20 protein-coding genes are annotated in these 26,491 nt (G+C 65.7%); 13 read left to right on the plus strand and 7 right to left on the minus strand.

Going from position 1 to position 26,491, the window contains the following annotated elements; translation table 11 throughout:
* Positions 1–145: 145 nt before the first annotated feature.
* Both IB259_RS22450 and pmbA read right to left on the minus strand, forming a co-directional pair.
* Complete coding sequence (locus IB259_RS22450) at positions 146–1,243, minus strand: TRAP transporter substrate-binding protein (protein ID WP_175161248.1); 1,098 nt, start codon at positions 1,241–1,243, stop codon at positions 146–148.
* A gap of 220 nt (positions 1,244–1,463) precedes the next feature.
* Positions 1,464–2,828, minus strand: a complete 1,365-nt coding sequence (pmbA, locus tag IB259_RS22455; RefSeq protein WP_054458372.1) for a metalloprotease PmbA — start codon at positions 2,826–2,828, stop codon at positions 1,464–1,466.
* A gap of 58 nt (positions 2,829–2,886) precedes the next feature.
* Here pmbA and yjgA point away from each other — a divergent pair, with 58 nt between their 5' ends.
* The 6 genes from yjgA to IB259_RS22485 all read left to right on the plus strand — a co-directional run bounded on the left by yjgA (position 2,887) and on the right by IB259_RS22485 (position 7,834).
* The gene (gene yjgA / locus IB259_RS22460) at positions 2,887–3,438 is read left to right on the plus strand and encodes a ribosome biogenesis factor YjgA (RefSeq protein ID WP_054458370.1); all 552 of its coding nucleotides are present in this window, start codon (positions 2,887–2,889) and stop codon (positions 3,436–3,438) included.
* Positions 3,439–3,457: 19 nt separating this feature from the next.
* Complete coding sequence (locus IB259_RS22465) at positions 3,458–4,135, plus strand: alpha/beta hydrolase (RefSeq protein ID WP_054458369.1); 678 nt, start codon at positions 3,458–3,460, stop codon at positions 4,133–4,135.
* 337 nt (positions 4,136–4,472) lie between these two features.
* Positions 4,473–5,477 (plus strand): ABC transporter substrate-binding protein, encoded by a 1,005-nt coding sequence (locus IB259_RS22470; protein ID WP_166738364.1) that lies wholly within the window; start codon positions 4,473–4,475, stop codon positions 5,475–5,477.
* Positions 5,477–6,292: an ABC transporter ATP-binding protein gene (locus IB259_RS22475; RefSeq protein WP_042797538.1), complete on the plus strand. Its 816-nt coding sequence runs from the start codon at positions 5,477–5,479 to the stop codon at positions 6,290–6,292. The genes IB259_RS22470 and IB259_RS22475 overlap by 1 nt, the downstream gene beginning before the upstream one ends.
* 3 nt (positions 6,293–6,295) lie before the next feature.
* Entirely contained in the window at positions 6,296–7,132 is an 837-nt protein-coding gene (locus IB259_RS22480) for an ABC transporter permease (RefSeq protein ID WP_054458365.1), read from the plus strand.
* A 9-nt stretch (positions 7,133–7,141) separates the two neighbouring features.
* The gene (locus IB259_RS22485) at positions 7,142–7,834 is read left to right on the plus strand and encodes an isochorismatase family cysteine hydrolase (RefSeq protein ID WP_175161246.1); all 693 of its coding nucleotides are present in this window, start codon (positions 7,142–7,144) and stop codon (positions 7,832–7,834) included.
* Positions 7,835–7,846: 12 nt separating this feature from the next.
* Here IB259_RS22485 and IB259_RS22490 read toward each other — a convergent pair whose 3' ends face one another.
* Positions 7,847–10,288 carry a GNAT family N-acetyltransferase gene (locus IB259_RS22490; protein ID WP_119450709.1) on the minus strand — a complete coding sequence of 814 codons (2,442 nt, stop codon included), beginning with the start codon at positions 10,286–10,288 and terminating at the stop codon, positions 7,847–7,849.
* 120 nt (positions 10,289–10,408) lie between these two features.
* Between IB259_RS22490 and gltX the strand changes: the two genes are divergently transcribed.
* The gene (gene gltX / locus IB259_RS22495) at positions 10,409–11,815 is read left to right on the plus strand and encodes a glutamate--tRNA ligase (protein ID WP_054458359.1); all 1,407 of its coding nucleotides are present in this window, start codon (positions 10,409–10,411) and stop codon (positions 11,813–11,815) included.
* A 75-nt stretch (positions 11,816–11,890) separates the two neighbouring features.
* On the opposite strand, the gene IB259_RS22500 is transcribed toward gltX, so the two are convergent.
* The 3 genes from IB259_RS22500 to IB259_RS22510 all read right to left on the minus strand — a co-directional run bounded on the left by IB259_RS22500 (position 11,891) and on the right by IB259_RS22510 (position 14,783).
* Positions 11,891–13,090, minus strand: coding sequence for an MFS transporter (locus tag IB259_RS22500; protein WP_192330140.1), 1,200 nt, complete (start codon positions 13,088–13,090; stop codon positions 11,891–11,893).
* 97 nt (positions 13,091–13,187) lie between these two features.
* Complete coding sequence (locus IB259_RS22505) at positions 13,188–13,694, minus strand: hypothetical protein (protein WP_054458355.1); 507 nt, start codon at positions 13,692–13,694, stop codon at positions 13,188–13,190.
* A 189-nt stretch (positions 13,695–13,883) separates the two neighbouring features.
* Positions 13,884–14,783, minus strand: coding sequence for a LysR family transcriptional regulator (locus IB259_RS22510; protein WP_054458353.1), 900 nt, complete (start codon positions 14,781–14,783; stop codon positions 13,884–13,886).
* Between the two features lie 85 nt (positions 14,784–14,868).
* On the opposite strand from IB259_RS22510, the gene IB259_RS22515 reads away from it, so the two are divergent.
* The gene (locus tag IB259_RS22515; protein ID WP_192330142.1) at positions 14,869–15,714 is read left to right on the plus strand and encodes an alpha/beta hydrolase; all 846 of its coding nucleotides are present in this window, start codon (positions 14,869–14,871) and stop codon (positions 15,712–15,714) included.
* A 64-nt stretch (positions 15,715–15,778) separates the two neighbouring features.
* Positions 15,779–16,744 carry a tripartite tricarboxylate transporter substrate binding protein gene (locus IB259_RS22520; protein WP_054458547.1) on the plus strand — a complete coding sequence of 322 codons (966 nt, stop codon included), beginning with the start codon at positions 15,779–15,781 and terminating at the stop codon, positions 16,742–16,744.
* A gap of 43 nt (positions 16,745–16,787) precedes the next feature.
* Here the strand turns inward: IB259_RS22520 and IB259_RS22525 are convergent, their stop codons facing one another.
* Positions 16,788–17,237, minus strand: coding sequence for an Lrp/AsnC family transcriptional regulator (locus tag IB259_RS22525; protein WP_008159001.1), 450 nt, complete (start codon positions 17,235–17,237; stop codon positions 16,788–16,790).
* A 129-nt stretch (positions 17,238–17,366) separates the two neighbouring features.
* On the opposite strand from IB259_RS22525, the gene IB259_RS22530 reads away from it, so the two are divergent.
* From IB259_RS22530 to IB259_RS22545, 4 genes are all read left to right on the plus strand, one after another.
* Positions 17,367–20,873 (plus strand): indolepyruvate ferredoxin oxidoreductase family protein, encoded by a 3,507-nt coding sequence (locus tag IB259_RS22530; protein WP_192330144.1) that lies wholly within the window; start codon positions 17,367–17,369, stop codon positions 20,871–20,873.
* Positions 20,874–21,175: 302 nt separating this feature from the next.
* Positions 21,176–24,109: a ribonucleoside-diphosphate reductase subunit alpha gene (locus IB259_RS22535; RefSeq protein ID WP_054458348.1), complete on the plus strand. Its 2,934-nt coding sequence runs from the start codon at positions 21,176–21,178 to the stop codon at positions 24,107–24,109.
* Positions 24,110–24,129: 20 nt separating this feature from the next.
* Positions 24,130–25,329 (plus strand): ribonucleotide-diphosphate reductase subunit beta, encoded by a 1,200-nt coding sequence (locus IB259_RS22540; RefSeq protein WP_054458346.1) that lies wholly within the window; start codon positions 24,130–24,132, stop codon positions 25,327–25,329.
* Positions 25,330–25,753: 424 nt separating this feature from the next.
* Positions 25,754–26,437, plus strand: a complete 684-nt coding sequence (locus tag IB259_RS22545) for a histone H1-like DNA-binding protein (RefSeq protein ID WP_192330146.1) — start codon at positions 25,754–25,756, stop codon at positions 26,435–26,437.
* Positions 26,438–26,491 lie beyond the last annotated feature (54 nt).

Below are 26,491 nucleotides of genomic sequence, written 5' to 3' on the forward strand. Positions count from 1 at the left end.
CCGGGATATTACTCCTTTGTATCAGGCGGCTACTCGAACGCCATTCAACAAAAGCCTACAAACCGCCCATTTTTTTGTAAAAAACGTGTGGTTACTAGCAAAAACCCTAACGCTGGCCGAATGTTATTCGGCAGGCGTAAGTGTCCTACGTTCTGGCCGATAACGCTACGCCCAGGTATTGGTCGTAGGCGCTTTCGGTCAGGCGGAACCATGGCATTTCGCTGTCGCGAAAACCCATGTAACTATCATGCATCGCCTTGAATCTGGGGTCTTTGGCGCCCAAGTCCTTGTAGAGTTGCTGCGTGGCCTCGAACGCCAGGTCCATGATGGACCGCGGGAATGTACGGATTTGCGCACCGTTTGCCGTCAATTGGGCCAGAGTGGCCGCGTTGCGGGCATCGTAGCGGGCGATGGCGGCGGCATGCGCGGCCTGTGCGGCGGCATCCACCACGGCCTGGTAGTTCTTGGGCAGCGCGTTCCAGGCCTCGTCGTTGATATACAGCGACAGCTGCTCGCCGGGCGCCCACCAGCCGGGTGCGTAGTAATACTTAGCAACCTTATTAAGACCGAGCTTGTCGTCATCGTAGGGACCCGCGCCCGCCACCGCCTGCAGGCCGTCTTTCTCGAAGGCTTCGGCCAGCTTGGCTGGATCGGCCTGCTGCGGCGCCACGCCCAGCTTGGCCAGCACGTCGCCGGCCAGGCCGCCGACGCGCATTTTCAGGTCTTTCAGGTCGCCGGCGCGCTTGATTTCCTTGGTGTACCAGCCGCCCATCTGGGCGCCGGTGTTGCCCAGCGGAAAGTTGATGATTTTTTCAGGTTTGAAGAGTTCGCGGGTCAGCCTCAGGCCGCCGCCTTCGCTCATCCAGGCGTTCATCTGCCTGGCGTTCAGGCCGAAGGGCACGCCAGCGTCGAAGCAGAAGACGGGGTTCTTGGCGTAGTAGGCGCGGGACGAGGCATGGCCGCATTCCACCTTCTTGGTGGAGACCGCTTCCATCAGGTCCGCGGCGGGCACGATCTCGCCCTCGGGGAAATGACGGATGTTGAACTTTCCGCCCGTGGCTTCGGAGACGAACTTGCAGAAGCTTTCGCCGGCGCCGATGCGCAGATCCAGGGCGCTGGGGAAGCCGGAAGACAGGCGCCAGCTCAATGAGGGCATGTCCTGCGCGAACGCGGGCGCGCTGACGGCGGCTCCGGTGGCGACAGCGCCGAGACCGGCGTGCTTCAAGAACGAACGTCGTTGCATCTCTTTGCTCCTTTACCGCAACACCTGGGACATCACGCAATACCCGCTGGATATTACACGCCGATATGGGCCGACATTAACAGGACAGCGGGTAAAGGTTTGCAAATAGAGGGCGACGCGGGTCCGCGAATGGGCAGCGTGCAGGGGCTGCAAAGCAGTGCAAGGACCGGGGGCCGTGCAAGTCCGCGGCGGCCATGATGTGGCCGCCGCTCTAGCGACGTCAGATTCCGGCGATCGCCATCTGCTCGATCAGGATCGAGCCAGTGGTCTTGGTGCCGCGCGAAATCGTGTCGGCGCCGACCGCCACGATCTGCTTGAACATGTCGGCGAGATTGCCGGCGATGGTGATTTCCTGCACCGCGTGCTGGATCTGGCCGTTTTCCACCCAGTAGCCGAACGCGCCGCGCGAGTAGTCGCCGGTGACGTAGTTCACGCCCTGGCCGATCAGTTCGGTGACGAGAAAGCCCGTGCCCATCTTCTTGAGCATGGCTTCGAAGTCGTCGCCGCGGCGGGTCTGGGTGGAACTGAACACCAGGTTATGCGAACCGCCGGCGTTGCCGGTGGTCGTCATGCCCAGTTTGCGGGCGGTGTAGGACGACAGAAAATAGCCTTCCAGCACCCCGGCCGACACCACGCTGCGGCGGCGGGTGCGCACGCCTTCGTCGTCGAAGGGCGAGCTGCCCATGGCGCCACGGATGTGCGGGTCTTCGGTCAGGTTGATGTGCTCGGGGAAGACGGGCTTGCCCAGCGCGTCCAGCAGGAAGCTGGCCTTGCGGTACAGCGCGCCGCCATTGGCAGCCTGGGTCAAGGCGCCCACCAGCCCCAGCGCCAGAGGCGCTTCGAACAGGACGGGGAACTTGCCGGTGCGGATGCGGCGGGCCGACAGGCGCGACAACGTGCGCTCGGCGGCGTAGCGGCCGATGGCCTCCGGCGAGGCCAGTTTGGCCGGATCGCGTTCGGAGCTGTACCAGTAGTCGCGCTGCATGCCATTGCCGCGTCCTGCGATGGGCGCGACCGACAGGCTGTGACGCGAGTACGGATAGCCGCCCAGGAAGCCGCGCGTGTTGCCCATCACGAACTGGCCTTCGTAGGTGCCCACGGTGGCGCCATCGGTATTGGTGATGCGCGGATCGACCTCGCGGGCGGCGCGCTCGGCGCGCAGCGCCAGCTCGGCGGCCTCTTCGGTGGACACGCCCCAGGCGCGGTGCAGGTCCAGGTCGGGGAATTCGGTGGCCAGCTGATCGGCGTCGGGCAGGCCGGCGGCCGGATCGGCGGCGGTGTGGCGCGCAATGTGCCAGGCGGCTTCGACCGTCTGGCGCAGCGCCGCTTCGGAGAAGTCGGAGGTGGAGGCCGAACCGCGGCTCTGGCCGGCGTAGACCGTCAGGTCCAGCGAACGGTCGCGGGTCTGTTCGACGGTTTCGATGTCGTTCTTGCGTACGGAGACCGACAGGCCCAGGCTTTCCGAGACTTCCGCCGCTGCGTCGGAGGCGCCGATCTGGCGCGCATAGGCGAGGGTTTGTTCGACGAGTTCAGAAAAACGCGCGTGATTCGCCGCCAGCGGCAAGGATGAGGAGGTTTTAACCATTGCTGTCCAATTTGCAGAGACGGTTATCATAGCCAAGTCTGTCATTGCGCAGTTTTCCATGAATTCCCATATTGAAGAAGAATCCGTCGACGACGGTTACGACGAGAACGGCTACGACCGTCCCAGCAAGTCGCAGGTCAAGCGCGAAATGCACGCCTTGCTGGACCTGGGCAAGCAGCTGATCGAACTGTCCCCCGAACGCCTCAAGCAATTGCCGCTGGCGGAGCGCCTCTATGAAGCGATCCGCACCGCGCAGCGCACCACCGGGCGCGAGGGCAAGCGGCGCCAGGTTCACTTCGTGGGCAAGCTGATGCGCGACGCGCCCGCCGACGAGATCCGCGCCCAGCTCGACGTCTGGGAAAACGGCTCGCGCGAGGAAACCGCCGCCATGCACCGGCTGGAGACCTTGCGCGACCGCCTGCTGGACGACGACGAGGCCCTGACCCGGCTGCTCAATAACAACCCGCAGGCCGACGTGCAACAGCTGCGCGCGCTGATCCGCGCCGCCCGCAAGGAAAAGCTGGCCAACGCCGCCCTGCTGCAAGGCCAGGAGCCGCAGAAGAAGCACTACCGCGCGCTGTTCCAGGCCCTGAAGACCCTTACCCTCTGATTTTCACCGTCCGCCGTCCATGAACGCTCCGACCGACCTGCTCGATTGCATCGAGATCGAAACCGCCCCCAATCCCACGCACGCCGTGATCTGGCTGCACGGCCTGGGCGCCGACGGCAACGACTTCGCGCCCATCGTGCCGGAGCTCGACCTGCCGGCCGGCGCGTCGGTGCGCTTCGTATTCCCCAACGCGCCGGTGCAGCGCGTGACGATCAATAACGGCATGGCGATGCGCTCCTGGTACGACATCCTGGTCATGGACCTGGTGCGCGTCGAGGACGCCAGCGGCATCCGCGCCTCCGAGGCTGCGATCCACAAGCTGATCGCGCGCGAAAACGCGCGCGGCATCCCGACCTCGAAGATCGTGCTGGCGGGCTTTTCGCAGGGCTGCGCCATGACCCTGCACACCGGCATCCGCCTGCCGGAAAAGCTGGCGGGCATGATGGGCCTGTCGGGCTATCTGCCGCTGCTGGACACGGCCGAGGCCGAACGCCACAGCGCCAATCACGACACGCCCATCTTCCTGGCCCACGGCCAGTACGACCCGGTGGTGTCGCTGCCGCGCGCCCAGGCCTCGCTGGCCGAACTGCAGCGCCTGGGTTACGACGTGCAATGGCACACCTACCCCATGCCGCACTCGGTCTGCGCCGAGGAAGTGGCGGATATCTCCAAGTTCCTGAATCAAGTCCTGGTCTGAGGACCATGCAGGGCCGCGCCCGGCGGCCCTGATCGCGGCAGATAGGCGCCCGGCGCCCCTGCCCGCCCACTTGCAGGCCCTGGCGGCCTGCGATTTCATTTTGTATACCAAGTGGTATCCCAGCCTGGAATTTTCATAGGCTGGCTTTCTTGCGTCCATAGAGAAAAACGCCAACTGCAAAAAGCTTGTCGCCTATTTGTATTGAATATAGTATTCGATCCAAGCCTTACCGGCCCGAGCAAGCAGTTCGGGCTTCCCTGTTGTTGTTGTCGATCCATCCCATTGGCCGTGTCGCGCCGGGTTTCGGCGTGGCATTCAAGACGCAGGAGAAAGTCCCGTGAAATCCTTGCCATCGCCCCGTCTGGCGGTTGCGGCGCTGCTCGCGCTGTTCGCCCCCCTGGCCGTCCAGGCCGAAGCCCTCAATCCCCCCGTGAAGGTCCGCTACGAAGAAGTGGTGCGGTCCATTCTTTACGTGCCCAAGTACGTGGCCCTGTCGCAGGGCTACTTCAAGGACGCCGGCCTGGACGTGTCCATGAAGACCTCGCAAGGCACCGACAAGGGCATGACCGCCCTGCTGTCCGGCAGCGCCGACATCGTGCTGATCGGGCCCGAAGCGTCCATCTACGTCCACAACAGCGAATCCCCGGTCAAGCCCAAGATCTTCGCCGGGCTGACCGCCACCGACGGCTTCTTCCTCTTGGCACGCAAGCCGGTAGAGAAGTTCGACTGGTCCATGCTCAAGGGCAAGGAAGTGATCGGCTTTCGCCCCGGCTCCAATCCCATCGTGTTCCTGGAAACGGCGCTGCGCAAGCATGGCGTGGATCCGCAAAAGGACGTGAAGCTGCTGAACAATATCGGCATTCCCGCGCGCGCGGGCGCCTGGATGGCCGGCCAGGGCGAATACGGCATCTTTCTTGAACCCGAGGCCGGCGAACTGGTGCGCAACGGCAAGGGCTACATCGTCGCCTCGGTGGGCCACGAAGTCGGCCAGGTGGACTACACCGTTTTCACCGCCACCGACAAGTACATCCGCGACAACCCCAAGGTCATCCAGGCCTGGACCGACGTGGTGGCGCGCGCCGAAAAATACGTGAAGGACACGCCCGCGGCCACGCTGACGCCGCAGATCATGACTTACTTCCCCGGCATGGACCAGGCCGCGGTGACCGAGGCCATCGAGCGCTACAAGAAGTACCAGATCTGGAAAACCACGCCGCTGGTGACGGCCGAAGCCATGAACCAGTTGCAGGACATGCTGATCGCCAGCGCGGTCATGAAGGACAACGCCCGCGTGAAGTACGAGGACGTGGTGGTGACCGACTTCGCGAAGAAGGCCCAATGATGGGCGCCGTTATCCACAACCTGAAGCCGGACACCGCCACGGCGAAGATCGAACTGCGCGAGGTCTGTCTTTCCTATTTCACCCAGGAAGGCGAGACGGAGGCGCTGTCGAATGTGTCGTTCACGCTGGCGGCGGGCGAATTCGTCAGCCTGATCGGGCAAAGCGGCTGCGGCAAGAGCACCCTGCTGTCGCTGATCGCCGGCCTGATTCCGCCGACCTCGGGCGCCGTGATGATAGACGGCCAGGCCGTGACCAAGCCCAATCCGCGCATCGGCTACATGCTGCAGCAGGACTACCTGTTCGAGTGGCGCACCATCCTGGACAACGTCATGCTGGGCGCGGAGATCCAGGGCCGGCGCGATGCGCGCAGCGAGGCGCGCGCCGTGCATCTGCTGGAGAAATGCGGACTGGGCGCGTTCCTGTCGCACACGCCGCGCCAGTTGTCGGGCGGCATGCGGCAGCGCGCCGCGCTGGCCCGCACCCTGGTCACCGAGCCGGACGTGATCCTGCTGGACGAGCCTTTCTCGGCGCTGGATTCGCAGACCCGGCTGGCAATCTCCGACGAAGTGGTGGACATCCTGAGGCGCGAAGGCAAGACCGTGGTGCTGGTCACCCACGACATCGGCGAAGCCATCGCCATGACCGACCGTGTGATCGTGCTGTCGCGCCGTCCCGGCCGCCTGAAGAGCCAGTACCGCATCCATTACGGCGACGGCCAGGCGCGGCCGACGCCATTCCAGGCGCGCTCGCGGCCGGAATTCAATACCTACTTCAAACAGCTGTGGGACGAGCTCGATGTCCACGTGGAGGGTTGACCCATGAACGCGCCCGTCGCCAACACCGTTCCGCTGCGCGCCGTGCGCGCGCCCAGCGAGAAGTACCTGAACTACCTCCGGCGCGACCGCGCCCGCCGCCGGCATATCCGCGTCGCGCAGGCGCTGCTCTTGGCCGTGTTCCTGTGCGCCTGGGAAATCCTGCCGCGCATGCACATTCTCAACCCGCTCCTGACCAGCTACCCCAGCGCGCTGTGGCCGACGTTCATCGAACTCTGGAACAACGGCAACCTGGGCAAGCACATCATGACCACGCTGAGCGCCACGCTGGTGGGCTTCGGCCTGAGCATGGCGATCGGCATCGTGGTGGCGGCGGCGCTGTGGTGGTCGGACTTCCTGTACAAGGTGCTGGACCCCTTCCTGGTGGTGGCCAATGCCATGCCCAAGATCGCCTTCGTGCCGATCTTCTACCTGTGGCTGGGGTCGGACTACGCGGTATACGGCATGGCCGTGGCGATCGCGGTGTTCGTGACCATCATGGTGGTGTATGCGGGCTTTCGCGGCATCGACCTGAACAAGGTGAAGCTGGCCCACACCTTCGGCGCCAGCCGCTGGCAGGTGCTGACCAAGGTGGTGCTGCCGGGCAGCGTGCCCACGTTGATCGCGGCGGTGAAGATGAACATCGGCCTGGCGCTGGTTGGGGTGATCGTGGGCGAGTTCCAGTCGGCGGATTCCGGCCTGGGCTTTCTCATCATGAACGGCAGCCAGGTGTTCAAGCTGAATATCGTCATGACCGCCATCGCCATCCTGGCCGTGATCTCCAGCGTGATGTACCTGATCGTCTACCGCATCGAAGCCGCCATCGCGCGGCGCTACGGATAAGGAGCCGCCATGGAATTCCCGCAATGGGTGCAGGACCGCGTGATCGCCCGCCAGGGCCGCCTGCATCCCTATGACGAACTGCCCGCCGCGCGCCTCGCGGTGGTGGTGGTGGACATGCAGCAGTACTTCACGCTGCCCGGCTATCAGGGCGAATGCGCGCCGGCGCGCGAGATCATCGCCCCCATCAACCGCCTGTGCGACGCGGTGCGCGCCGCCGGCGGCACCATCGTGTGGGTGCAGACCGCTTCTGATAACGCCGACTCGTTCTGGTCGCACCATCACGGCGTGATGTTGACGCCGGAGCGCAGCGCCAGGCGCCTGGAAACACTGCGCCGCGATGCTCCCGGATATGCCTTGCATCAGGACCTGCATGCGCACGACGCCGACCTGCGCGTGACCAAGCGCTTCTACAGCGCGATGGCGCCGGGCTCTTCCGAACTGGAGCCGCTGTTGCGCGGGCGCGGCGTGGACACGCTGCTGATCGCTGGCACGGTCACCAACGTGTGCTGCGAATCCACCGCCCGCGACGCGATGATGCGGGACTTCCGCACCATCATGGTGGACGACGCGCTGGCCGCCGTCACGCCCGCCGAGCACGAGCATGCGCTGCACGGCTGGATGCTGTTCTTCGGCGACGTGCTGTCGGTGGACGAATCGATCGCGCGGCTCAAGCCCGCCCAGGCGGCCAGAAAGACCGCCTGAACGGGCCTGGGATCAGGACAGGTTCAACCAGACCCGGCGCATCGTCGGATCTTCCGGATCCGCGTCGTTGGTGAAGCCCAGGCTGGTCATCAGCGACAGCATGGGCCGGTTGGTCGACAACACCAGGCCGTCGATGTATTCCAACCCCTGTTCGCGCGCCGCGTCGATCAGCGCCGACATCAGCTGGCGGCCCAGGCCGCGGCGTTGCCAGTCGTCACCGATCACCAGCGCGTACTCCGCCCCCCTGCCGTCAGGATTGCGCAGGTAGTGCGCGAAGCCCACGAGGACCTCGCGCGGATGCCCGCGGTTGGCCGGGTTGGGCACCTGCGTAGCGGCCACGAGCGCCAGCTCGCGGTGGTAGTCCACCTGCGTGTAGCGCGACACCATGCGCGGGGTCAGCTCGCGCATCATGGACACGAAGCGCATGTAGCGCGAACGCTCCGACAGGCCGCGGATGAATTCCTGCAGCGGCTCGCCGTCCTCGGGACGGATGGGACGCAGCACCCAGGGGATGCCGTCGGCGAAGCGGCGCACCTGGACCAGCCGGGCCGGATACGGGTGGATCGCCATATGCGGATAGCCTGCGGTCTGCGGCGTTTCGCAGCCGGGCTTCTCGGTCAGCGTCATGCGCAATCCGCCAGCGCGCAGATGGGTTTCTCCGGCGTATAGCGGATCGATGTCCAGGGACTCGATATCCGGCAATTCCGACACCAGCTCGGACACCAGCACCACCGCCTGTTGCAGCGCCTCGGCGGCCATGTGGCCGATGCGCGGCGCCAGCACCCGGCGCCACAGCCGGCTGCGTTCGATCAGCTGGCGGGCCAGGAAGCCGTTGAGCGGCGGCAGGTCGACGCCGCGGTCGGATTGCGACAGCACCGCGTCCGGACCGCCCGCGCCGAAGCGGATGACGGGGCCGAACTGCGGATCGCGCCGCACCCGGATCGCCATGGGGCGGGATTCCGGCTCGGCCGCCGCCACGTCCATCGGCGTGTCGCGCAGCGGCACGTAGAACAGGGCCAGCAAGCTGCGGATTTCAGAGGTATTCAGTTCGCGCCGGCATTCCGCGCGCACGCGCGCCAGGATCTCGCGCGCGGCGCCCAGGTCCGGCACATGGCTGGCCGGCTCCGGCGGCTGCGTCTGCAACAGCAGCTGCTGGTTGTAGTGATGGGTCGCCAGCACGCCGAAGGCATCGGCGGCCGATTCCGGCGTGCGGAACGCCGAGGTGCCCGCGTCGTCCAGCATGCGCCGCAGCGGCCGCATGCCGGCATCGCCCATGAAACAGGTGACGACCGGCTTTTTCGCCTTGGGTGCGATCTGCGCCAGCTCGCGCGCCACCGCCGGCATGTCGGCCAGCGCGTCGGGTGCCAGCAGCACCAGCACGCCGTCCACGCCGGCATCGTCGAGCACCGCGTCCAGCATGGCGCGGATGCGTTCGGGCGTCAGCGGCGTGAAGGTGATGACGGGATTGGCGGTGGCCGCGTCCGGCTCCAGCATGGCCGCCAGCGTCCGCTGGGTCGCGGGCGCGAGTTCGGCGCGCAGCACGGCGGCGTCCGGGCCGATCAGGTCCATGGCCAGCTGGGGCGGCCCGCTGCCGTTGGAGATCAGCGCCACGCGCCGGCCCTTGGGACGGCGCGTGTAGCCCAGCACCTTGACGGCCGAGAACAGCTGCACGAAATAGCGTACCCGCACCGCGCCCGCGCGGCGCAGCGCGGCGTCGAAGATGGCATCGGCGCTGTCGGTGTCCGCACGGCCGGCCTTCAGCACGATCACGGGCTTGATCGAAGCCGCGGCGCGCAAGGTGCTCATGAATTCGCGGGCCGGGCCCACGTCTTCCAGATAGAGCACGATGCTGTCCGTGCGCGGATCGCTGGCCAGGTAGTCCAGCACCTTGGACAGGCCCACCACCGCCTCGTCGCCCAGCGACACGGCGGTGGAAAAGCCGATGTGCACATCTTCGGCCCAGTCCATGACCGCGGCCATGATGGAGCGCGACTGCGCCAACAGCGCCACGCGGCCGGCGCGCGCCAGCACCGGGTGCTGGCTCAGGTTCAGCCCGGCGTGCGGCCGCTGGGCGCCGAAGGAGCGCGGACCCAGCAATTCGCAGCGGTTTTCCTCGGCCCAGGCGCGGCACAGCGCCAGCGTGCCGCGCGGATACGGGTCGGGCAGTTCATGCGGCAACAGGATCACCGAGCGCGGCGCCAGCGGCGACAGCCTGCGCAGCGTTTCCGGCAGGACGGCGGGCGAAACGCAAACCAGGGCCAGATCAGGCCGTTCGCCCTGGGCCAGGCCCTGCAACGTGTCCGGCAGGTCCGGCGCGGCGCCGACTTCGCAGGCCACCACTGTGGTCTTGCCCTTGAGCGCGGGCGGCAACGAGGCCGCCGCCGGCAGCGGCCGATCGGCGACGATCACCAGCGAGGCGGGCTCGAACATCGGAGCGAGAGCATGTCGCAACATGGTGTTAGCAGGCCCTAATCTAAAATACCCCTCATCGTAACAAGACAACCCCGCCCTACGTTTGACATGGGCCCAGCCTGACGCCGATTTGTGGCGCCGCAGCCGCTATCATTGCCACCTATGACTTCCAACGCCTCTACCCCCATTCGTACCCGTTTCGCGCCCTCGCCCACGGGTTTCCTGCATCTGGGCGGCGCCCGCACGGCGCTGTTCTCCTGGGCCTTCGCGCGCCACCACCAAGGCACCTTCGTGCTGCGCATCGAAGACACGGACGTCGAACGCTCCACGCCGGAAGCGGTGCAGGCCATCCTGGACAGCATGGACTGGCTGGGCATGCAGCCCGATGAAGGCCCCTTCTACCAGATGCAGCGCATGGACCGCTACCGCGAGGTGGTCGCGCAGATGCTGGCCGCCGGCACCGCATACCACTGCTACAGCTCGCCCGAGGAAGTGGAAGCCATGCGCGAAGCCGCCCGCGCCCGCGGCGACAAGCCGCGCTACGACGGCACCTGGCGTCCCGAACCCGGCAAGACCCTGCCGGCCATCCCGGAAGGCCGCAAGCCCGTGGTGCGCTTCAAGAACCCGCAGGAAGGCGCGACTTCCTGGAACGACATGGTCAAGGGCACGATCAGCTTCGACAACACCGAACTCGACGACCTGATCATCGCGCGCCCGGACGGCACGCCCACCTACAACTTCTGCGTCGTGGTCGACGACTGGGACATGGGCATCACCCACGTGCTGCGCGGCGACGACCACGTCAATAACACCCCGCGCCAGATCAACATCCTGCGCGCGCTGGGCGCCACGCTGCCCGAATACGGCCACGTGCCCATGATCCTGGGTCCGGACGGCGAAAAGCTGTCCAAGCGCCACGGCGCCGTCAACGTCATGGAGTACGACAACGAAGGCTATCTGCCGGAAGCCATGGTCAACTACCTGGCACGCCTGGGCTGGAGCCACGGCGACGACGAACTCTTCTCGCGCGACCAGCTGGTGTCGTGGTTCGACACCAAGCACCTGTCCAAGTCGGCCTCGCAGTGGGATCCGAAGAAGCTGAACTGGGTCAACGCCCACTACATCAAGCAGATGGACAACGCCGAACTGGCCGAGCGCGTGGCGCCGCGCGTGGCGAACCGCGGCGGCCATCCGGAAAAGATCGACCTGCCGGGCGTCATGGGCCTCTTGAAGGACCGCGCTGAAACGCTGGAGCAACTGGCCGACGGCGCCATGCTGTTCTGCGCCGAGTTCAAGGGCGCGCCCGCCGAGCTGGCCGAGCAACACCTGACCGCCCCCGCGCGCGAAGCGCTGGCCGACTTCGCCCAGCGCGCCCAGGACGCGGACTGGACCCGCGAAGCCCTGTCCGCCCTGATCAAGGCCGTACTGGCCGATCGCGGCATGAAGATGCCGCAACTGGCCATTCCCCTGCGCGTCGCCGTCACCGGCCAGACCCAGACCCCGGCCGTGGACGCCGTGCTGGCCCTGCTGGGCAAGCAGACGGTGCTCAAGCGCCTGGCTGCGATCTAAGCGCCTGTCCCAAAAACACCGCGGGCCTTGCTCATCCTGGAATGAGCAAGGCCCGCGGTGTTTTCAGCCGTTCCTTCAGGCTTGCTGGATGGCCGCGCGCGCCTTCAATGTGCGCGCGAAGAACGCGCCCAGCAAGGGCAACAGCGCCGCCGAGCCGCCAAACAACGCGGCAGGCCCGATCTCGTCGACCACCGCGCCCGCCAAGGCCACGCCCGCCGCCTGGCCCATGAACAGGCAGGACGCGAACCACGCGACGGCCGTGCCGCGCGCCGACGGCACCATCTGCGTCGCATTCGTCTGCAACGTGGCATGCAGCAGGTAGTAGCCGAAACCCGCCAGCACGCTGGCCAGCAAGCTCCACATCCAAACCGGACCTAGCAAATACGACAGGAACGCCACGCCCAGCACCAGTCCGCCGGCGATCGCCAGCCCGCGTTCCCCCAGGCGTTTCAGGATGCGGCCGGCAACCACCGTATAAAGCAAGCCGCCGACGGCATACACGGCCACCAGCGCGCCCGCGGCGGTCAGAGAGATACCGAAGCGTTCATGCAGGTAGGAAGGCGCAAAGGCCAGGGCGCCGAACACCAGCAGGCCTTCGACGAATACCGTCGCCAGCACGATGCGCGCCCAGGGCGTACTCAACACCAGCCGCGCCTGCGCCACGAAGCCCTGGCGCACCGCGCCGGGATCCACCTGGCCCAGGCCCGAGACCTGCTGGCGCCGCACTTCCAGCAACAACAGCACGCCCACTATCAGATAGCCGCAGACCAGCGCGGCGAACGCCCAGCGCCAGCCCACGGTGTCGGCAAACAGGCCGCCAGCCAGTTGGCCGGCCGACATGCCGAGGATGGTGCCGGTCAGGAAGCGCGCCAGGGTGGCCTGGCGGCGTTCGTAGGGCACGTTGTCGCCGATCCAGGCCATCGACAACGGCACGATGCCCGCCCCTGCGGCGCCCGAAAGGACGCGGCAGAACACCAGCACGTCCAGCGACCCGGCAACCACGGCGCCGGCGCTGCCCAGCGCGCAGGCAAAGGTCGCGATGCTGACGACGCGGTACTTGCCGTAGCGGTCGCCCAGGGGGCCGAAGAACATCTGCAACACGCCGTAGGCCACGGCGAACGCGGTCACGGCGCGCGCGGCCTGGCCTGTAGTGGTGCCGAATTCCGCCGCCAGCTGCGGCAACATGGGATCACAAATGCGGAAGGCGCTGGCGCTGACGAAAGCGGCCAGGGCAAGCAGCGCGATGGCGCGCGCTTCGGAGGACAAGGCAGGCATGGATGACCGGCTGCGGGCGATGGGTGAAGACCGCACCTTACCGCAGCCCGGCCATCTTGGCTTTGCCGCGGGGCGGAATGTCCGTCCCGCGCAACGCTCAATAAGGCAGGCGGTAGCCCGTGGGCATGCGGCGCGCGGTCATGACCTGGCCGCCGTTTTTCAGCTCGCGCATCGTCAGGCGGGTCTTCTCGACCTTTTCGACGCGGTAGCGGTTCAGGTAGATCGGATCGTTGGCGTCCACCAGTTCGCCAGCGGACTTGGTGGTCTGCATCGTGTAGATGCCGTCCGCCACGCTCCAGCAGCCGGTCTCGCGCAACGCGGGACGCGTCTTGCGGCCGATCTTCAGCAGGGATTCATAGGCCATGGTGCCATCGGCGGACAGCACGATCAGCGATTGCAGATCGCCGCTGACATCGCGCGGGCGGCTGTTCGACAGCCAGGTGCCTATCATGGGATCGCCGGCCTTGGCGGGCACGCAGGCCACCGGCTTGGGCGGTTCCGCGGGCTGGGCCTCGGTGATGGTGGCGGGCTTTCTGGCGGCGCAGCCGGCCAGGATCAGAACGGCGCAGGCGACGCCCGCCGTACGCAAATACACACTGCTCATGACTTCCTCAACACGTCTGTCGACGCGCCGCACCGAGCACCCCGGCGCGTCCCTCGCGCAGCAAACATCACGCACTCTAAAGAGCCGTTTGCGAAGAATCAACGGCGATCCGCGACCAGTGCAATTGCGCAACAGTAGGCCCCGGAATTGGCCTGTTTTATGGCCGCAAATCGCAAAAATGCGTTGGTTTCAAGCGACAGTGCGGCCGCGTTTCGCGGCCTTCGCGCGCAGCATTTCCTCCATGCGCGCGGCAGCCGGAGACAGGCTGCGGCCGGCCAGCCGGGTGATGCCCAGTTCACGCTCGATGCGCGGGGCGGATAGCGGCACGAAGGCCAGTCCGCGTGAGTCCGGCGGCACGCCCAGCCGCGCCAGCACCGTGACGCCGACGCCGCGTTCCAGCATGGCCAGAAGCGACATCATGTTGGACACGAAGACCTGCCGGTCCAGCATGAAGGCCGCCTGCGGATAGCCGGCAAGCTGGCGATGGGCGATGGTGCCGACCAGAGGCAGGTCCTCGATCTCGCGCCAGGTCACCGATTTGCGCCTGGCCAGCGGATGGCCGCGATGGCAGACCAGGCCGAAGGCGTCACGCAGCAAAGGCTCGAACGACAGTCGCCGGTCCTGCGACACCGGACTGCACACGCCCAGCTCCGCCTCCCCTGCCAGCACCATGCGCTCCACGCCTTCCGAGTTGTCGTCGAACAGGCGCAACGCCACCGCCGGATAGCGTTCGCGGTACGTCGCCACCAGTTCCGGCAACCAGTGCGTGGCCACGGTGGCAACGGACGCCATGGTCAAGGTGCCGGCCTCGTTGCTTGCCAGCCCCGACAGCGCGCCCGCCACGCGGTCGTGGTGCTGCACCAGTTCACGCGCCAGCGGCAGGCAATCCTGCCCGAATCGCGTAAGCGTGCCACGGTTGCCCGGCTCGAACAGCGGCTGCCCCAGGCGCTGCTCCATCTCGCGGATGGACAGCGACAACGCCGGCTGTGAGCGGAAGGCCCGCGCCGCGGCCGCGCGGAAGCTGCGCAGCTCGGCCACCAGCAGGAAGTGGCGGTAGTGCGTGATGGAAATCTCGGGCAAGGGGCGCATGGCTGGCCTCGATTAGTGAAACTTATCCAATCATATGAAAAATAAAGTTTTCTGATAATTCGGCCGCACCTAAGATGGCCGCACCATGAATGCCGACTCGCTGCTCCCGCCTCTTTCCACCCGCGCCGACCCGCTGGATTTCAACCGCATCGACCAATTGCCCGCGCATCCCGCCGGCCAGGGCCGCCTGATAGTCGGCGCCGATCCTCGGGACGACAGGCCAGGCCTGCTGTTCGTGCCCGGCGCTTACCACGGCGCCTGGTGCTATGCGCACTATCTGGATTTCTTCGCCCGCGCCGGCCTCGCCTGCGCGGCGCTGGATCTGCGCGGCCACGGCGCCCTGCCCCAGGACGCGGCGTTTGCGTCGGTTGGCATCGCCGACCTGGGCCAGGATGTCGTCAGCGCGCTGGACGCGCTGGCTCGTCCCACGGTCGTCATCGGCCACAGCATGGGCGCGCTGCCCGCGCTGCTGGGCGCCAGCCAGCGGACGGTGGCGGGCGTGGTCCTGCTGGCGCCGTCGCCGCCCGGCGACCTGCCCGGCGCGCAAGCGCTGCCCCCTGTCCCCGAAGGCCTGCCGCGCAGCGCGCCGAACGACGCCGAAATCCGCGCGCGCTTTCTGGCGACCTCGCCAGACCGCAACGTCGCCTCGGTATCGCGGCGCCTGTGCCCCGAAAGTCCGGAGGTGCTCAACGACCGTTATCTGCTGCGCGTGCCCGTCGACGCCGCCGCCATCCACGCTCCCGGCCTGTGCCTGGAAGCCGGCCTGGACACGCATGACCGCCATCCGCCAGGCCAGGATCTGGCGATCGCGCACCGCTTCGGTTTTTCACACGCCGTGCTTGCCGGCCAACCGCATTGCATGATGTACGCGGACCAATGGCAAGTCAGCGCCGCCGCCATCCTGGATTGGCACCGCAGCCAATTCGGTTGATCGCCCCCCCAATACCAACGACAACAACGACAACGACGCGCAATCGCGCCATCAGGAGACAAGCATGTCCATTCCCCGTTCCCTCCGTCCGGCCCTGATCGGCGCCGGCCTGCTGCTGGCCGCGGCCTCGCACGCCGCCGGCTGGCCCGAGAAACCCGTGACCCTCATCGTGCCGTCCGCCGCCGGCGGCGCGGCCGACCTCACCGCGCGCACCCTGGCGCAATACCTGGGCGAAAAGACCGGCCAGACCGTGGTGGTCGAGGACCGTCCCGGCGCCGGCGGCATCGTCGGCACCAACGCCGCAAAGAACGCCGCGGCGGACGGCTATACCTTCCTGCTGTCCACCAACTCCACCCACTCGGCCAACCAGTTCCTCTACAAGAGCCTGCCCTACGACGCGCAGAAGGACTTCCGCCAGGTCGGCATGCTGGGCACCTTCGGCACGGTCGGCGTGGTGTCGCCCGACAGCCCGTACCGCACGGTGCCCGACCTGGTCGCCTATGCCAAGCAGCATCCCGGACAGGTCTTCTTCGGCTACTACAGCTCGTCCTCGCAAGTGCCGTCCGAACTGTTGAAGCAACGCGCCGGCATCGAGATCACCGGCGCTGCCTACAAGAACATCACGCAGATCATCACCGACCTGCGCGGCAAGCAGATCAACTTCGCCTTCGTCGACTACTTGACCGCGATGGGCCAGATCGACGGCAAGGGGCTCATCCCCATTGCCGTCACCGGCGCCCAGCCGCATGCGGCCTGGCCCAGCGTGCCGACCATGGCCACCTACTATCCGGATTTCGTCGTTGCCGGCTGGCTCGGCCTGTCGGCCCCGGCAGGCACGCCGCAGGACATCGTGGAAAAGATGAACGCCCACATGCAGGCGGCGGTGAAGGACGAAGCGACTGCGAAGAAGCTGCGCGCCCTGGGCCTGACGCCGGAATCGATGGACGTGGCGCGCTTCGATGCCTTTGTGAAGGAAGACACCGCGCGCTGGAAGGAATGGATCCGGATCTCGGGCATCCAACCCCAATAAATTCGGGGCCCTCCTATATCTATATAGAGAGGGCCCGTTTTATCTACAGCGGCAGGCGCTGCTCGTGCTTGATTTCGCGCAGCGCGACGATGGTGCGCGTCTGCCGTATGCCCGGCATGTTGAACAGGAACCGGTGCAGGAAACGGTCATAGGCCTCCGGGCTTTCGACCAGGATCTTCAGCAGGAAGTCCGAATCCCCCGTCACCGCGTAGCACTCCAGGATTTCGGGCGCGTCGCGCACCGAGCGCTCGAAGTTTTCGACCGTATTGGCGGAGTGCCGTTCCAGGCTGATCTGCGCGAACATGCAGCCCAGCCCCACCTTGCTGCGGTCCACCTGGGCGCTATAGCCCTGGATCACCCCGCTGGCCTCCATCGCCTTCACCCGCCGCCATACCGGCGCGGCCGACAGCCCCACCTTCTCTGAAAGCTGCTGCGCCGAGGCCCGGCCGTCCTCCTGCAAGGCCTTGAGGATGCCGATATCGGTCTTGTCCATCGCTTAGTCTCCTGGTTTTTATCGAACACGAAACGTTCATTGCGAATTATAGGGATAGCACGATCCAAAAACGCAATAAACCTGATGGCTCGCGAACCTATCATGGTGCCGAAACCAGGAGTATTCACCATGGACGGTACCCCCGCCGCCGAACCCCAGCTGGACCTCGAGTACCAGCTCGCCGACAACCTCACCCGCAGCTCCGGCCGCATCTTCATGACCGGCACCCAGGCGCTGGTGCGCATCATGCTCACCCAAGCCCGGATGGACCGCGAACGCGGCCTGAACACGGCCGGCTTCGTCTCGGGCTACCGCGGCTCGCCGCTGGGCGGCGTGGACATGGCCATGTGGAAGGCGCAAAAGGCGCTGGACGCCAACCAGATCACCTTCCTGCCGGCCATCAACGAAGACATGGCGGCCACCGCGGTCATGGGCACCCAGCAGGCCGGCGTGCGCGCCGACCGCAACGTCGATGGCGTCTATGCCATGTGGTACGGCAAGGGCCCCGGCGTGGATCGCGCCGGCGACGCGCTGCATCATGGCAACGCGGCGGGCGCATCGCGCAACGGCGGCGTGCTGGTGGTGGTGGGCGACGACCACACCGCCGTCTCGTCCTCCATCCCGCACTCCAGCGAGGCCTCGCTGATCGGCTGGCAGATGCCCATCGTGCATCCCGCCTCCATCGACGAATACGAAACCTTCGCGCTGTGGGGCTGGGCCCTGTCGCGCTACTCGGGCACCTGGGTCGCCTTCAAGGCCGTGTCCGAAACCATCGAATGCGGGCATTCCTTTGTTCCCGCCCCTGCCCAGCGCTACGACATGCCGGCGGATCCGGACATGCCGCCCGAATCGCTGGAATATTCCGCGCGCGACTTCCTGTCGCTGGCGATCGAAACGCGCATGAACCTGCGCATGAAGGCCGTGGCCGCATTCGCGCGCCGCCACAGCATCGACCGCCTGACCTGTCCGGCGCCCAAGGCCACTGTCGGCATCGTCACGGTGGGCAAGGCGCACCTGGACACCTTGGAAGCGCTGTCGCGCCTGGGCGTGGACACCGTCACCGCCAACGCGCCGGTGCGCATCTACAAGCCCGGCCTGACCTGGCCGCTGGATAGCGAACGTCTGCTGGAATTCGCGCGCGGCCTCTCGCACATCCTGGTGATCGAGGAAAAGGGCGCCGTGGTCGAAAGCCAGATCAAGGACCTGCTGTTCAACCTGCCGGACCGCCCCACCGTCATCGGCAAGAAAGGCTTCGACGGCGAAGCGCTGGTGCCCTCGGCCGGCCAGCTGCGCCCTTCCCTGCTGGCGCAGCCGCTGGCCAGCTGGCTCAGCCGCGCCGCCGGCCTGCCGCTGGCGGCGGACCTGTCCGCATTCGCGTGCCAGGCGCCGTTGTCCAACGATGCCGACGGCATGCGCCGCCGCCCCTATTTCTGTTCGGGCTGCCCGCACAGCACCTCGACCAAGGTGCCCGAAGGCAGCCAGGCCCTGTCGGGCGTGGGCTGCCACTACATGGCCGCCTGGATGGACCGCGACACCGGCGGCCTGACGCAGATGGGCGGCGAAGGCGTGGACTGGATCGGCCTGTCGCGCTACACCAAGATGCCGCACATCTTCCAGAACATGGGAGAAGGCACCTATTACCACTCCGGCTATCTCGCCATCCGCCAGGCCGTGGCCGCCAAGGCCAACATCACCTACAAGATCCTGTTCAACGACGCCACGGCCATGACGGGCGGCCAACCCATCGACGGCCCGATCTCGGTGCCCAGCATCTGCCAGCAACTGCGCGGCGAGAACGTGGCCCGCATCGTCGTCACCACCGACGAACCCGAAAAGTACCAAGGCGTGGACCTGGGCGCCGGCATCAAGGTGCACCACCGCCGCGAACTGGACGCGCTGCAGCGCGAGCTGCGCGAGATCCCCGGCGTGACCGTGCTGATCCATGACCAGACCTGCGCCGCTGAAAAGCGCCGCCGCCGCAAGAAGAACCAATTTCCCGACCCGGCGCGCCGCATGCTGATCAACAGCGCCGTCTGCGAAGGCTGCGGCGACTGCGGCGTGCAATCGAACTGCCTGTCGGTGGTGCCGCTGGAAACGCCCTATGGCCGCAAGCGCGCCATCGACCAGTCCAGCTGCAACAAGGACTATTCCTGCGCCGAAGGCTTCTGCCCCAGCTTCGTCTCCGTGATGGGCGGCAAGCCCAAGAAGAGCGCGGCGCCCAAGGCCGACCAGGAACGCCTGCAGAAATTGATCGCGCAATTGCCCCTGCCGGCCATGCCCGCGCTGGACCATCCCTATCGCCTGCTGGTCGCCGGCATGGGCGGCACCGGCGTCATCACCATCGGCGCCATCGTGTCGATGGCGGCGCATCTGGAAGGCCTGTCCGCCGCGGTGCTGGACCTGACCGGCCTGGCGCAGAAAGGCGGCACGGTCGTCAGCCACATCCGCCTGGCGCCTGCCGGCGCGCCTGCCGGCCCGGTACGCCTGGACTGGCAGCAGGCCGACGCCGCGATCCTGTGCGACCCGGTCGCCTCCGTGGCGCCGGACTCGCTGGGCGCGCTGCGCCGCGGCCACACCCAGGTCACGGTCAACAGCTACGTGGCCCCGGTCTCCGACTTCACCCGCAACCCGGACGCGGCCATGCGGCCCGAAGCGCTGCTGGCCAAGATCCGCCACGCCGCGGGCGAATCCAACACCGTCGCGATCGACGCGCACGAGGCCGCGCTGGCGCTATTCGGCGACAGCATCCTGTCCAATATGTTCATGCTGGGCTATGCCTGGCAGCGCGGCGGCGTGCCGCTGTCGCAGGCCGCAATCAACCGCGCCATCGAACTCAACGGCGTGGCCGTGGCCGCCAACCGGGCTGCCTTCGACAGCGGCCGTCTGGCAGCGCACCAGCCCGACGCGCTGGAAGGCGCGCTGCGCCCGCGCGCCCAGGTCGTGCAACTGCACGTGCCCGAATCGTTCGAACGCGCCGTCGCCCGCCGCATCGAAGACCTGACCGCCTATCAAAACGCCGACTACGCCCGCCAGTTCCAGGACGTGGTCGAGGCCGTCGCGGCGCGCGAACGCGAATTGGCGCCCGACGCCAAGACGCCGCGCCTGGCGCTCGCTGTCGCGCGCGGCCTCTTCAAGCTCATGGCCTACAAGGACGAGTACGAAGTCGCGCGGCTCTACACGGGCGCCTCCTTCCAGGCGCAGTTGCAGGGCCAGTTCGAAGGCGACTACAGCCTGCGCTTTCACATGGCCCCGCCCATCTTCGCCCGCAAGGACCCGCGCACCGGCGTGCCGCGCAAGATGACGCTGGGCCCGCGCACCATGACCGCGCTGAAAATGCTGACGCGCCTGAAGGGCCTGCGCGGCACCTGGTTCGATCCCTTCGGCCACACCGCCGAACGCAAGATGGAACGGGCGCTGGTGCGCGAGTACCGCCAGACCATAGACCAGTTGCTCGCAGGGTTGACCCGCGACAAGCTGGCTCAAGCGGCTACAATCGCCGGCCTTGCAGAAACCATCCGCGGCTTCGGTCACGTGAAGGCTGCAAACGTCGAGAAGTATCGGACGGAGTTGGGCCGCTTGATGCAAACCTATACGGCGCCTGCCCCGCGCGATATGCCCCTGCGGAAGACCGCATAAACATTCGCTCCGAGCGGCACCTTCCTGGGCGCGCCTTGCTGGGCGCGCCTAGTGCATTTGGTAACAACCTTTTGTGAACTTCGTCTTATTTTTTTCTTGTCCCTGTCGTACTCGATCACTAGAATTAGTGTCCAACGAGGGGTGCTACACTATATGTTGTGGTCGCTTAAGAGCTGATTCCCGTCGGCCACGCCTTTTGGACTAAGCCGTCCTAGCGTTACGACCCCCTCAAAAGATCCGATTTTGTACCTGACATGACGCCGTCATGTCGCTATCTACGCGCTTTTCGCACAGGAGCTTCCATGCAGACTACGATCGCCTCTGTGACCCGGCCCTCGGCCGTGCCGCCCTCCCAAACCGATTCCCCTGCCGACCCCAATGGCGGGCAATGGGCCAGCTACAACATCATTCGCCGCAATGGCTCGGTGGTCGGGTTCGAACCCAACAAGATCGCCATCGCCATGACCAAGGCCTTCCTGGCCGTCAACGGCGGCCAGGGCGCGGCCTCCGCGCGCGTGCGTGAGCTGGTCGAGAACCTGACCGGCCAGGCCGTCAACGCGCTGGTGCGCAACCGCCCCAACGGCGGCACCTTCCATATTGAAGACATCCAGGACCAGGTCGAACTGGCCCTGATGCGCTCGGGCGAACACGACGTCGCCCGCGCCTACGTGCTGTACCGCGAAAAGCGCACGCAGGAACGCGCTGCCGCCGCTGCCGCCGCCGCCGACAACCAGGAAAAGGCCGCCGCCCCGCAGGAACACGTGTTGAACGTGACCGACGCCGGCGTGCGCCGCCCGCTGGATCTGGCTGAGCTGCGCGCCACCATCGAAGCCGCCGGCGAAGGCCTGGCCGAATTCATCGACACGGAAGCGATCCTGAAGGAAACGGTCAAGAACCTCTACGACGGCATCCCCGTCGACGAAGTGTTCAAGTCCGCCATCCTGTCCGCGCGCGCGCTGGTCGAAAAGGACCCGGCCTACAGCCAGGTCACCGCCCGTCTGCTGCTGCACACGATCCGCAAGGAAGTGCTGGGCGAAGAAGTCTCGCAGGACGGCATGGCCGCCCGCTACGCCGAGTACTTCCCCACCTTCATCGCCCGCGGCATCGAAGGCGGCCTGCTGTCGCCCGATCTGGCCAGCTATGACCTGACCAAGCTGGGCCACGCCCTGAACGCCAAGCGCGACCTGCAATTCGGCTACCTCGGCCTGCAGACCCTGTACGACCGCTACTTCCTGCACATCCGCGGCACGCGCATCGAACTGCCGCAGGTGTTCTTCATGCGCGTGGCCATGGGCCTGGCGCTGCGCGAGACCGACCGCGAAGCCCGCGCCATCGAGTTCTACGAGATCCTGTCCTCGTTCGACTTCATGAGCTCGACGCCGACGCTGTTCAACTCGGGCACGCTGCACTCGCAGCTGTCGTCGTGCTACCTGACCACCGTCTCCGACGACCTGGAAGGCATCTACGACGCCATCAAGGAAAACGCGCTGCTGGCCAAGTACGCCGGCGGCCTGGGCAACGACTGGACCCCGGTGCGCGCGCTGCGCAGCCACATCAAGGGCACCAACGGCGAAAGCCAGGGCGTCGTGCCGTTCCTGAAGGTCGTCAACGACACCGCCGTCGCGGTCAACCAGGGCGGCAAGCGCAAGGGCGCTGTCTGCACGTACCTGGAATCGTGGCACCTGGACATCGAAGAATTCCTGGAACTGCGCAAGAACACCGGCGACGAGCGCCGCCGCACGCACGACATGAACACGGCGAACTGGATTCCCGACCTGTTCATGAAGCGCGTCATGGAAGGCGGCGAGTGGACGCTGTTCTCGCCGTCCGACTGCCCCGACCTGCACGACAAGTACGGCCGCGCCTTTGAAGAAGCCTACGTGGGCTACGAAGCGCGCGTTGCCAGCGGCGAGCTCAAGCTCTTCAAGAAGATGCCGGCGCTGAACCTGTGGCGCAAGATGCTGTCGATGCTGTTCGAAACCGGCCACCCCTGGATCACGTTCAAGGATCCTTGCAACATCCGTTCGCCGCAGCAGCACGTCGGCGTCGTGCACAGCTCGAACCTGTGCACCGAGATCACGCTGAACACCAACGAATCCGAAATCGCGGTGTGCAACCTGGGTTCCGTGAACCTGGTCGCGCACATGAAGCCGGCTGCCGGCGGCGGTTTCGAACTCGACCACGACAAGATCAAGCGCACGGTCAGCATCGCCATGCGCATGCTCGACAACGTGATCGACATCAACTACTACGCCGTCGACAAGGCCCGCAATTCCAACGCGCGCCATCGTCCGGTGGGCATGGGCATCATGGGCTTCCAGGACTGCCTGCAGATGATGCGCGTGCCTTACGCATCGCAGTCCGCTGTCGAATTCGCCGACCGTTCGATGGAAGCCGTGTGCTATCACGCGTACTGGGCCTCGAGCCTGCTCGCTGAAGAGCGCGGCCGTTATCAATCGTATGAAGGCTCGCTGTGGTCGCGCGGCATCTTGCCGCAAGACACGTTGAAGATGCTGCGCGATGAACGCGGTGGTCACGTTGAAGTTGATGAGTCGAGCACGCTCGATTGGGATACGTTGCGCGCGCGCATCAAACAACATGGCATGCGCAACTCCAATTGCATCGCAATCGCCCCAACCGCGACTATTTCCAATATCATTGGTGTATCTGCGTGCATCGAACCCACTTTCCAGAACTTGTACGTCAAATCGAATCTCTCCGGCGAGTTCACGGTCGTTAACGATTACCTCGTGCGTGACCTGAAGAAACTCGGTCTCTGGGACGAAGTCATGGTCGCCGACCTCAAGTACTTCGACGGCAGCCTGTCCCGCATCGATCGCGTACCTTCCGAACTCCGCGACCTCTACGCCACCGCGTTCGAAGTCGAACCGAGCTGGCTGGTTGAATGCGCGTCGCGCCGCCAGAAGTGGATCGATCAAGCACAGTCGCTGAACATCTACATGTCGGGCGCGTCGGGCAAGAAGCTGGACGACACCTACAAGCTGGCCTGGAAGCGCGGCCTGAAGACGACCTACTACCTGCGTACGCTTGGCGCCACCAGCGCCGAGAAGTCCACGGGACGCGGCGGCGAATTGAACGCCGTCTCGGCGGGCGCACCGTCCGCTGGTCCTGCTGTCGCTGCTGCACCTGTTTTGCCGGAACCCGAAGTTCTCGGGGCGGTTTGCACCATGCGGCCGGGCGACCCCGGCTTCGAAGAGTGCGAAGCCTGCCAATAACCGCCTCCGGAGAATGAATCATGATTAATTGGGAAGACGACACCATCGCCACGCAACCTGCACAATCGCCCGCACCCGCGGCGGGCGGGCAGGCTGCGCCCGCAGTCCGGGCGGCGACCGGTGTTTTCGGCGACACCGCCATGCCGACGCCTGCCGCGCCTGAACACGCGGCTGGCCTGGCCGCCAGCGGCTCCGCCACCTCGCAACGCGTGAAGGTTGCCGACAAGCGCATCATCAACGGCCAGACCGACGTCAATCAGCTCGTGCCCTTCAAGTACAAGTGGGCATGGGAGAAGTACCTGGCGACTTGCGCCAACCACTGGATGCCGCAAGAGATCAACATGTCGCGCGACATCGCCCTCTGGAAGAACCCGAACGGGCTCACCGAGGACGAGCGCCGCATCGTCAAGCGCAACCTGGGTTTCTTCGTCACCGCCGACTCGCTGGCCGCGAACAACATCGTGCTGGGCACCTACCGCCACATCACGGCGCCCGAGTGCCGCCAGTTCCTGCTGCGCCAGGCGTTTGAAGAAGCGATCCACACGCACGCCTATCAATACATCGTCGAAAGCCTGGACCTGGACGAAGCGGAGATCTTCAACGCTTACAACGAAGTGCCGTCCATCCGCGCCAAGGACGAGTTCCTGATCCCGTTCATCGACGCGATCGCGGACCCCAACTTCAAGACGGGCACCCCCGAAGCCGACCAGACGCTGCTGAAGTCGCTGATCGTCTTCGCTTGCCTGATGGAAGGCCTGTTCTTCTACGTTGGCTTCACGCAGATCCTGGCGCTGGGCCGCCAGAACAAGATGACCGGCGCCGCCGAGCAGTACATGTACATCCTGCGCGATGAATCCATGCACTGCAATTTCGGCATCGACCTGATCAACACCGTCAAACTGGAAAATCCGCATCTGTGGACGCCGGAATTCCGCGAAGAAATTCGAGAACTCTTCCGCAAAGCGGTCGAACTCGAATACGCTTACGCCGAAGACACGATGCCGCGCGGCGTGTTGGGCTTGAACGCACCTATGTTCAAATCCTACCTGCGCTTCATCGCCAACCGTCGTTGCCAGCAAATCGGTATCGAACCGCTCTACCCGCAGGAAGAAAATCCCTTCCCGTGGATGGCGGAAATGATCGATCTTAAAAAGGAACGCAACTTTTTTGAAACTCGCGTGATCGAATACCAAACCGGTGGCACGCTGAGCTGGGAGTAAAAGCAGTACGTCATCAGGCCCGGCGCGGGCACGCTCCAGATGCAAGGAGCGTCGCGTTCGCGACAGGCTTGATGATGTTCTCCCTGGTCAGGGTGTTTTGCCGCCGGGCCGCCCCAAGGCAAAACGCGCCCCCTCGGGGGGCAGCAAGCCGAAGGCGCGGCGTGGGGGCAATCGAACACACGTAGAACAAGCGGTCGGCGGCCTGTGATCAGGTCGTCTACCGGCGCCATTTGAAATGGCTCGCGCCAAAGGAGCGGGGGCCATATCAAATGGCTGTGCCGAATTCATTAGCGCAAACCGTAGTAGCTGTTGCTCGCACAGAACAGCGGCTTGCGCCGATGAATAGCCCGGGCACGATGCGCCTTGTTGGCGGATCGGGGCACGGGTTTAAGTTCTGGGACCCCTGAACCTAAGGAGCATGACCATGGCAACAGCCAAGAAAGCCGTAAAGAAAGCGGTGAAGAAGCCCGCCGCCAAGAAGGCAGTAGCGAAGAAGGCCGCACCGGCCAAGAAAGCTGCCGTCAAGAAGGTAGCCGTCAAGAAAGTCGCTGCCAAGAAGCCGGCAGTGAAGAAGGTTGCCGCCAAGAAGCCGGCAGTCAAGAAGGTCGCCGCCAAGAAAGCGGTAGCCAAGAAGGCCGTCGCCAAGAAGGCAGTCGCCAAGAAAGCGGTAGCCAAGAAAGCGGTAGCCAAGAAGGTTGTCGCCAAGAAGGCCGTGGCCAAGAAAGCTGTCGCCAAGAAGGCGGTTGCCAAGAAAGCCGTAGCCAAGAAGGTCGTCGCCAAGAAGGCCGTCGCCAAGAAAGCGGTAGCCAAGAAGGCCGTCGCCAAAAAGGCTCCTGCTGCCAAGAAGGCGGTTGCCAAGAAGGCCGTAGCCAAGAAGGCGCCTGCCGCCAAGAAGGCTGTTGCCAAGAAGGCCCCCGCTGCCAAGAAGGCTCCTGCTGCAGCCAAGCCTGCTGCTGCCAAGAAGCCTGCTGCCGCCAAGAAGCCCGCTGCGAAGAAAGCCGCTCCGAAGAAGCCCGCAACGCCGCCGTCCACGGCTGCTGCTCCGGGCGCGAAGACCGCGCTGAACCCCGCCGCGTCGTGGCCGTTCCCGACGGGTGGCCGTCCTTAATCCGGACGGTTCGAAGCACTAGCTTCGCAGAGCCGCCTGGCTTAAGCCGGGCGG

Source organism: Achromobacter sp. ACM04 (genome assembly GCF_014851465.1).
Classification (GTDB): domain Bacteria; phylum Pseudomonadota; class Gammaproteobacteria; order Burkholderiales; family Burkholderiaceae_B; genus Achromobacter; species Achromobacter aegrifaciens.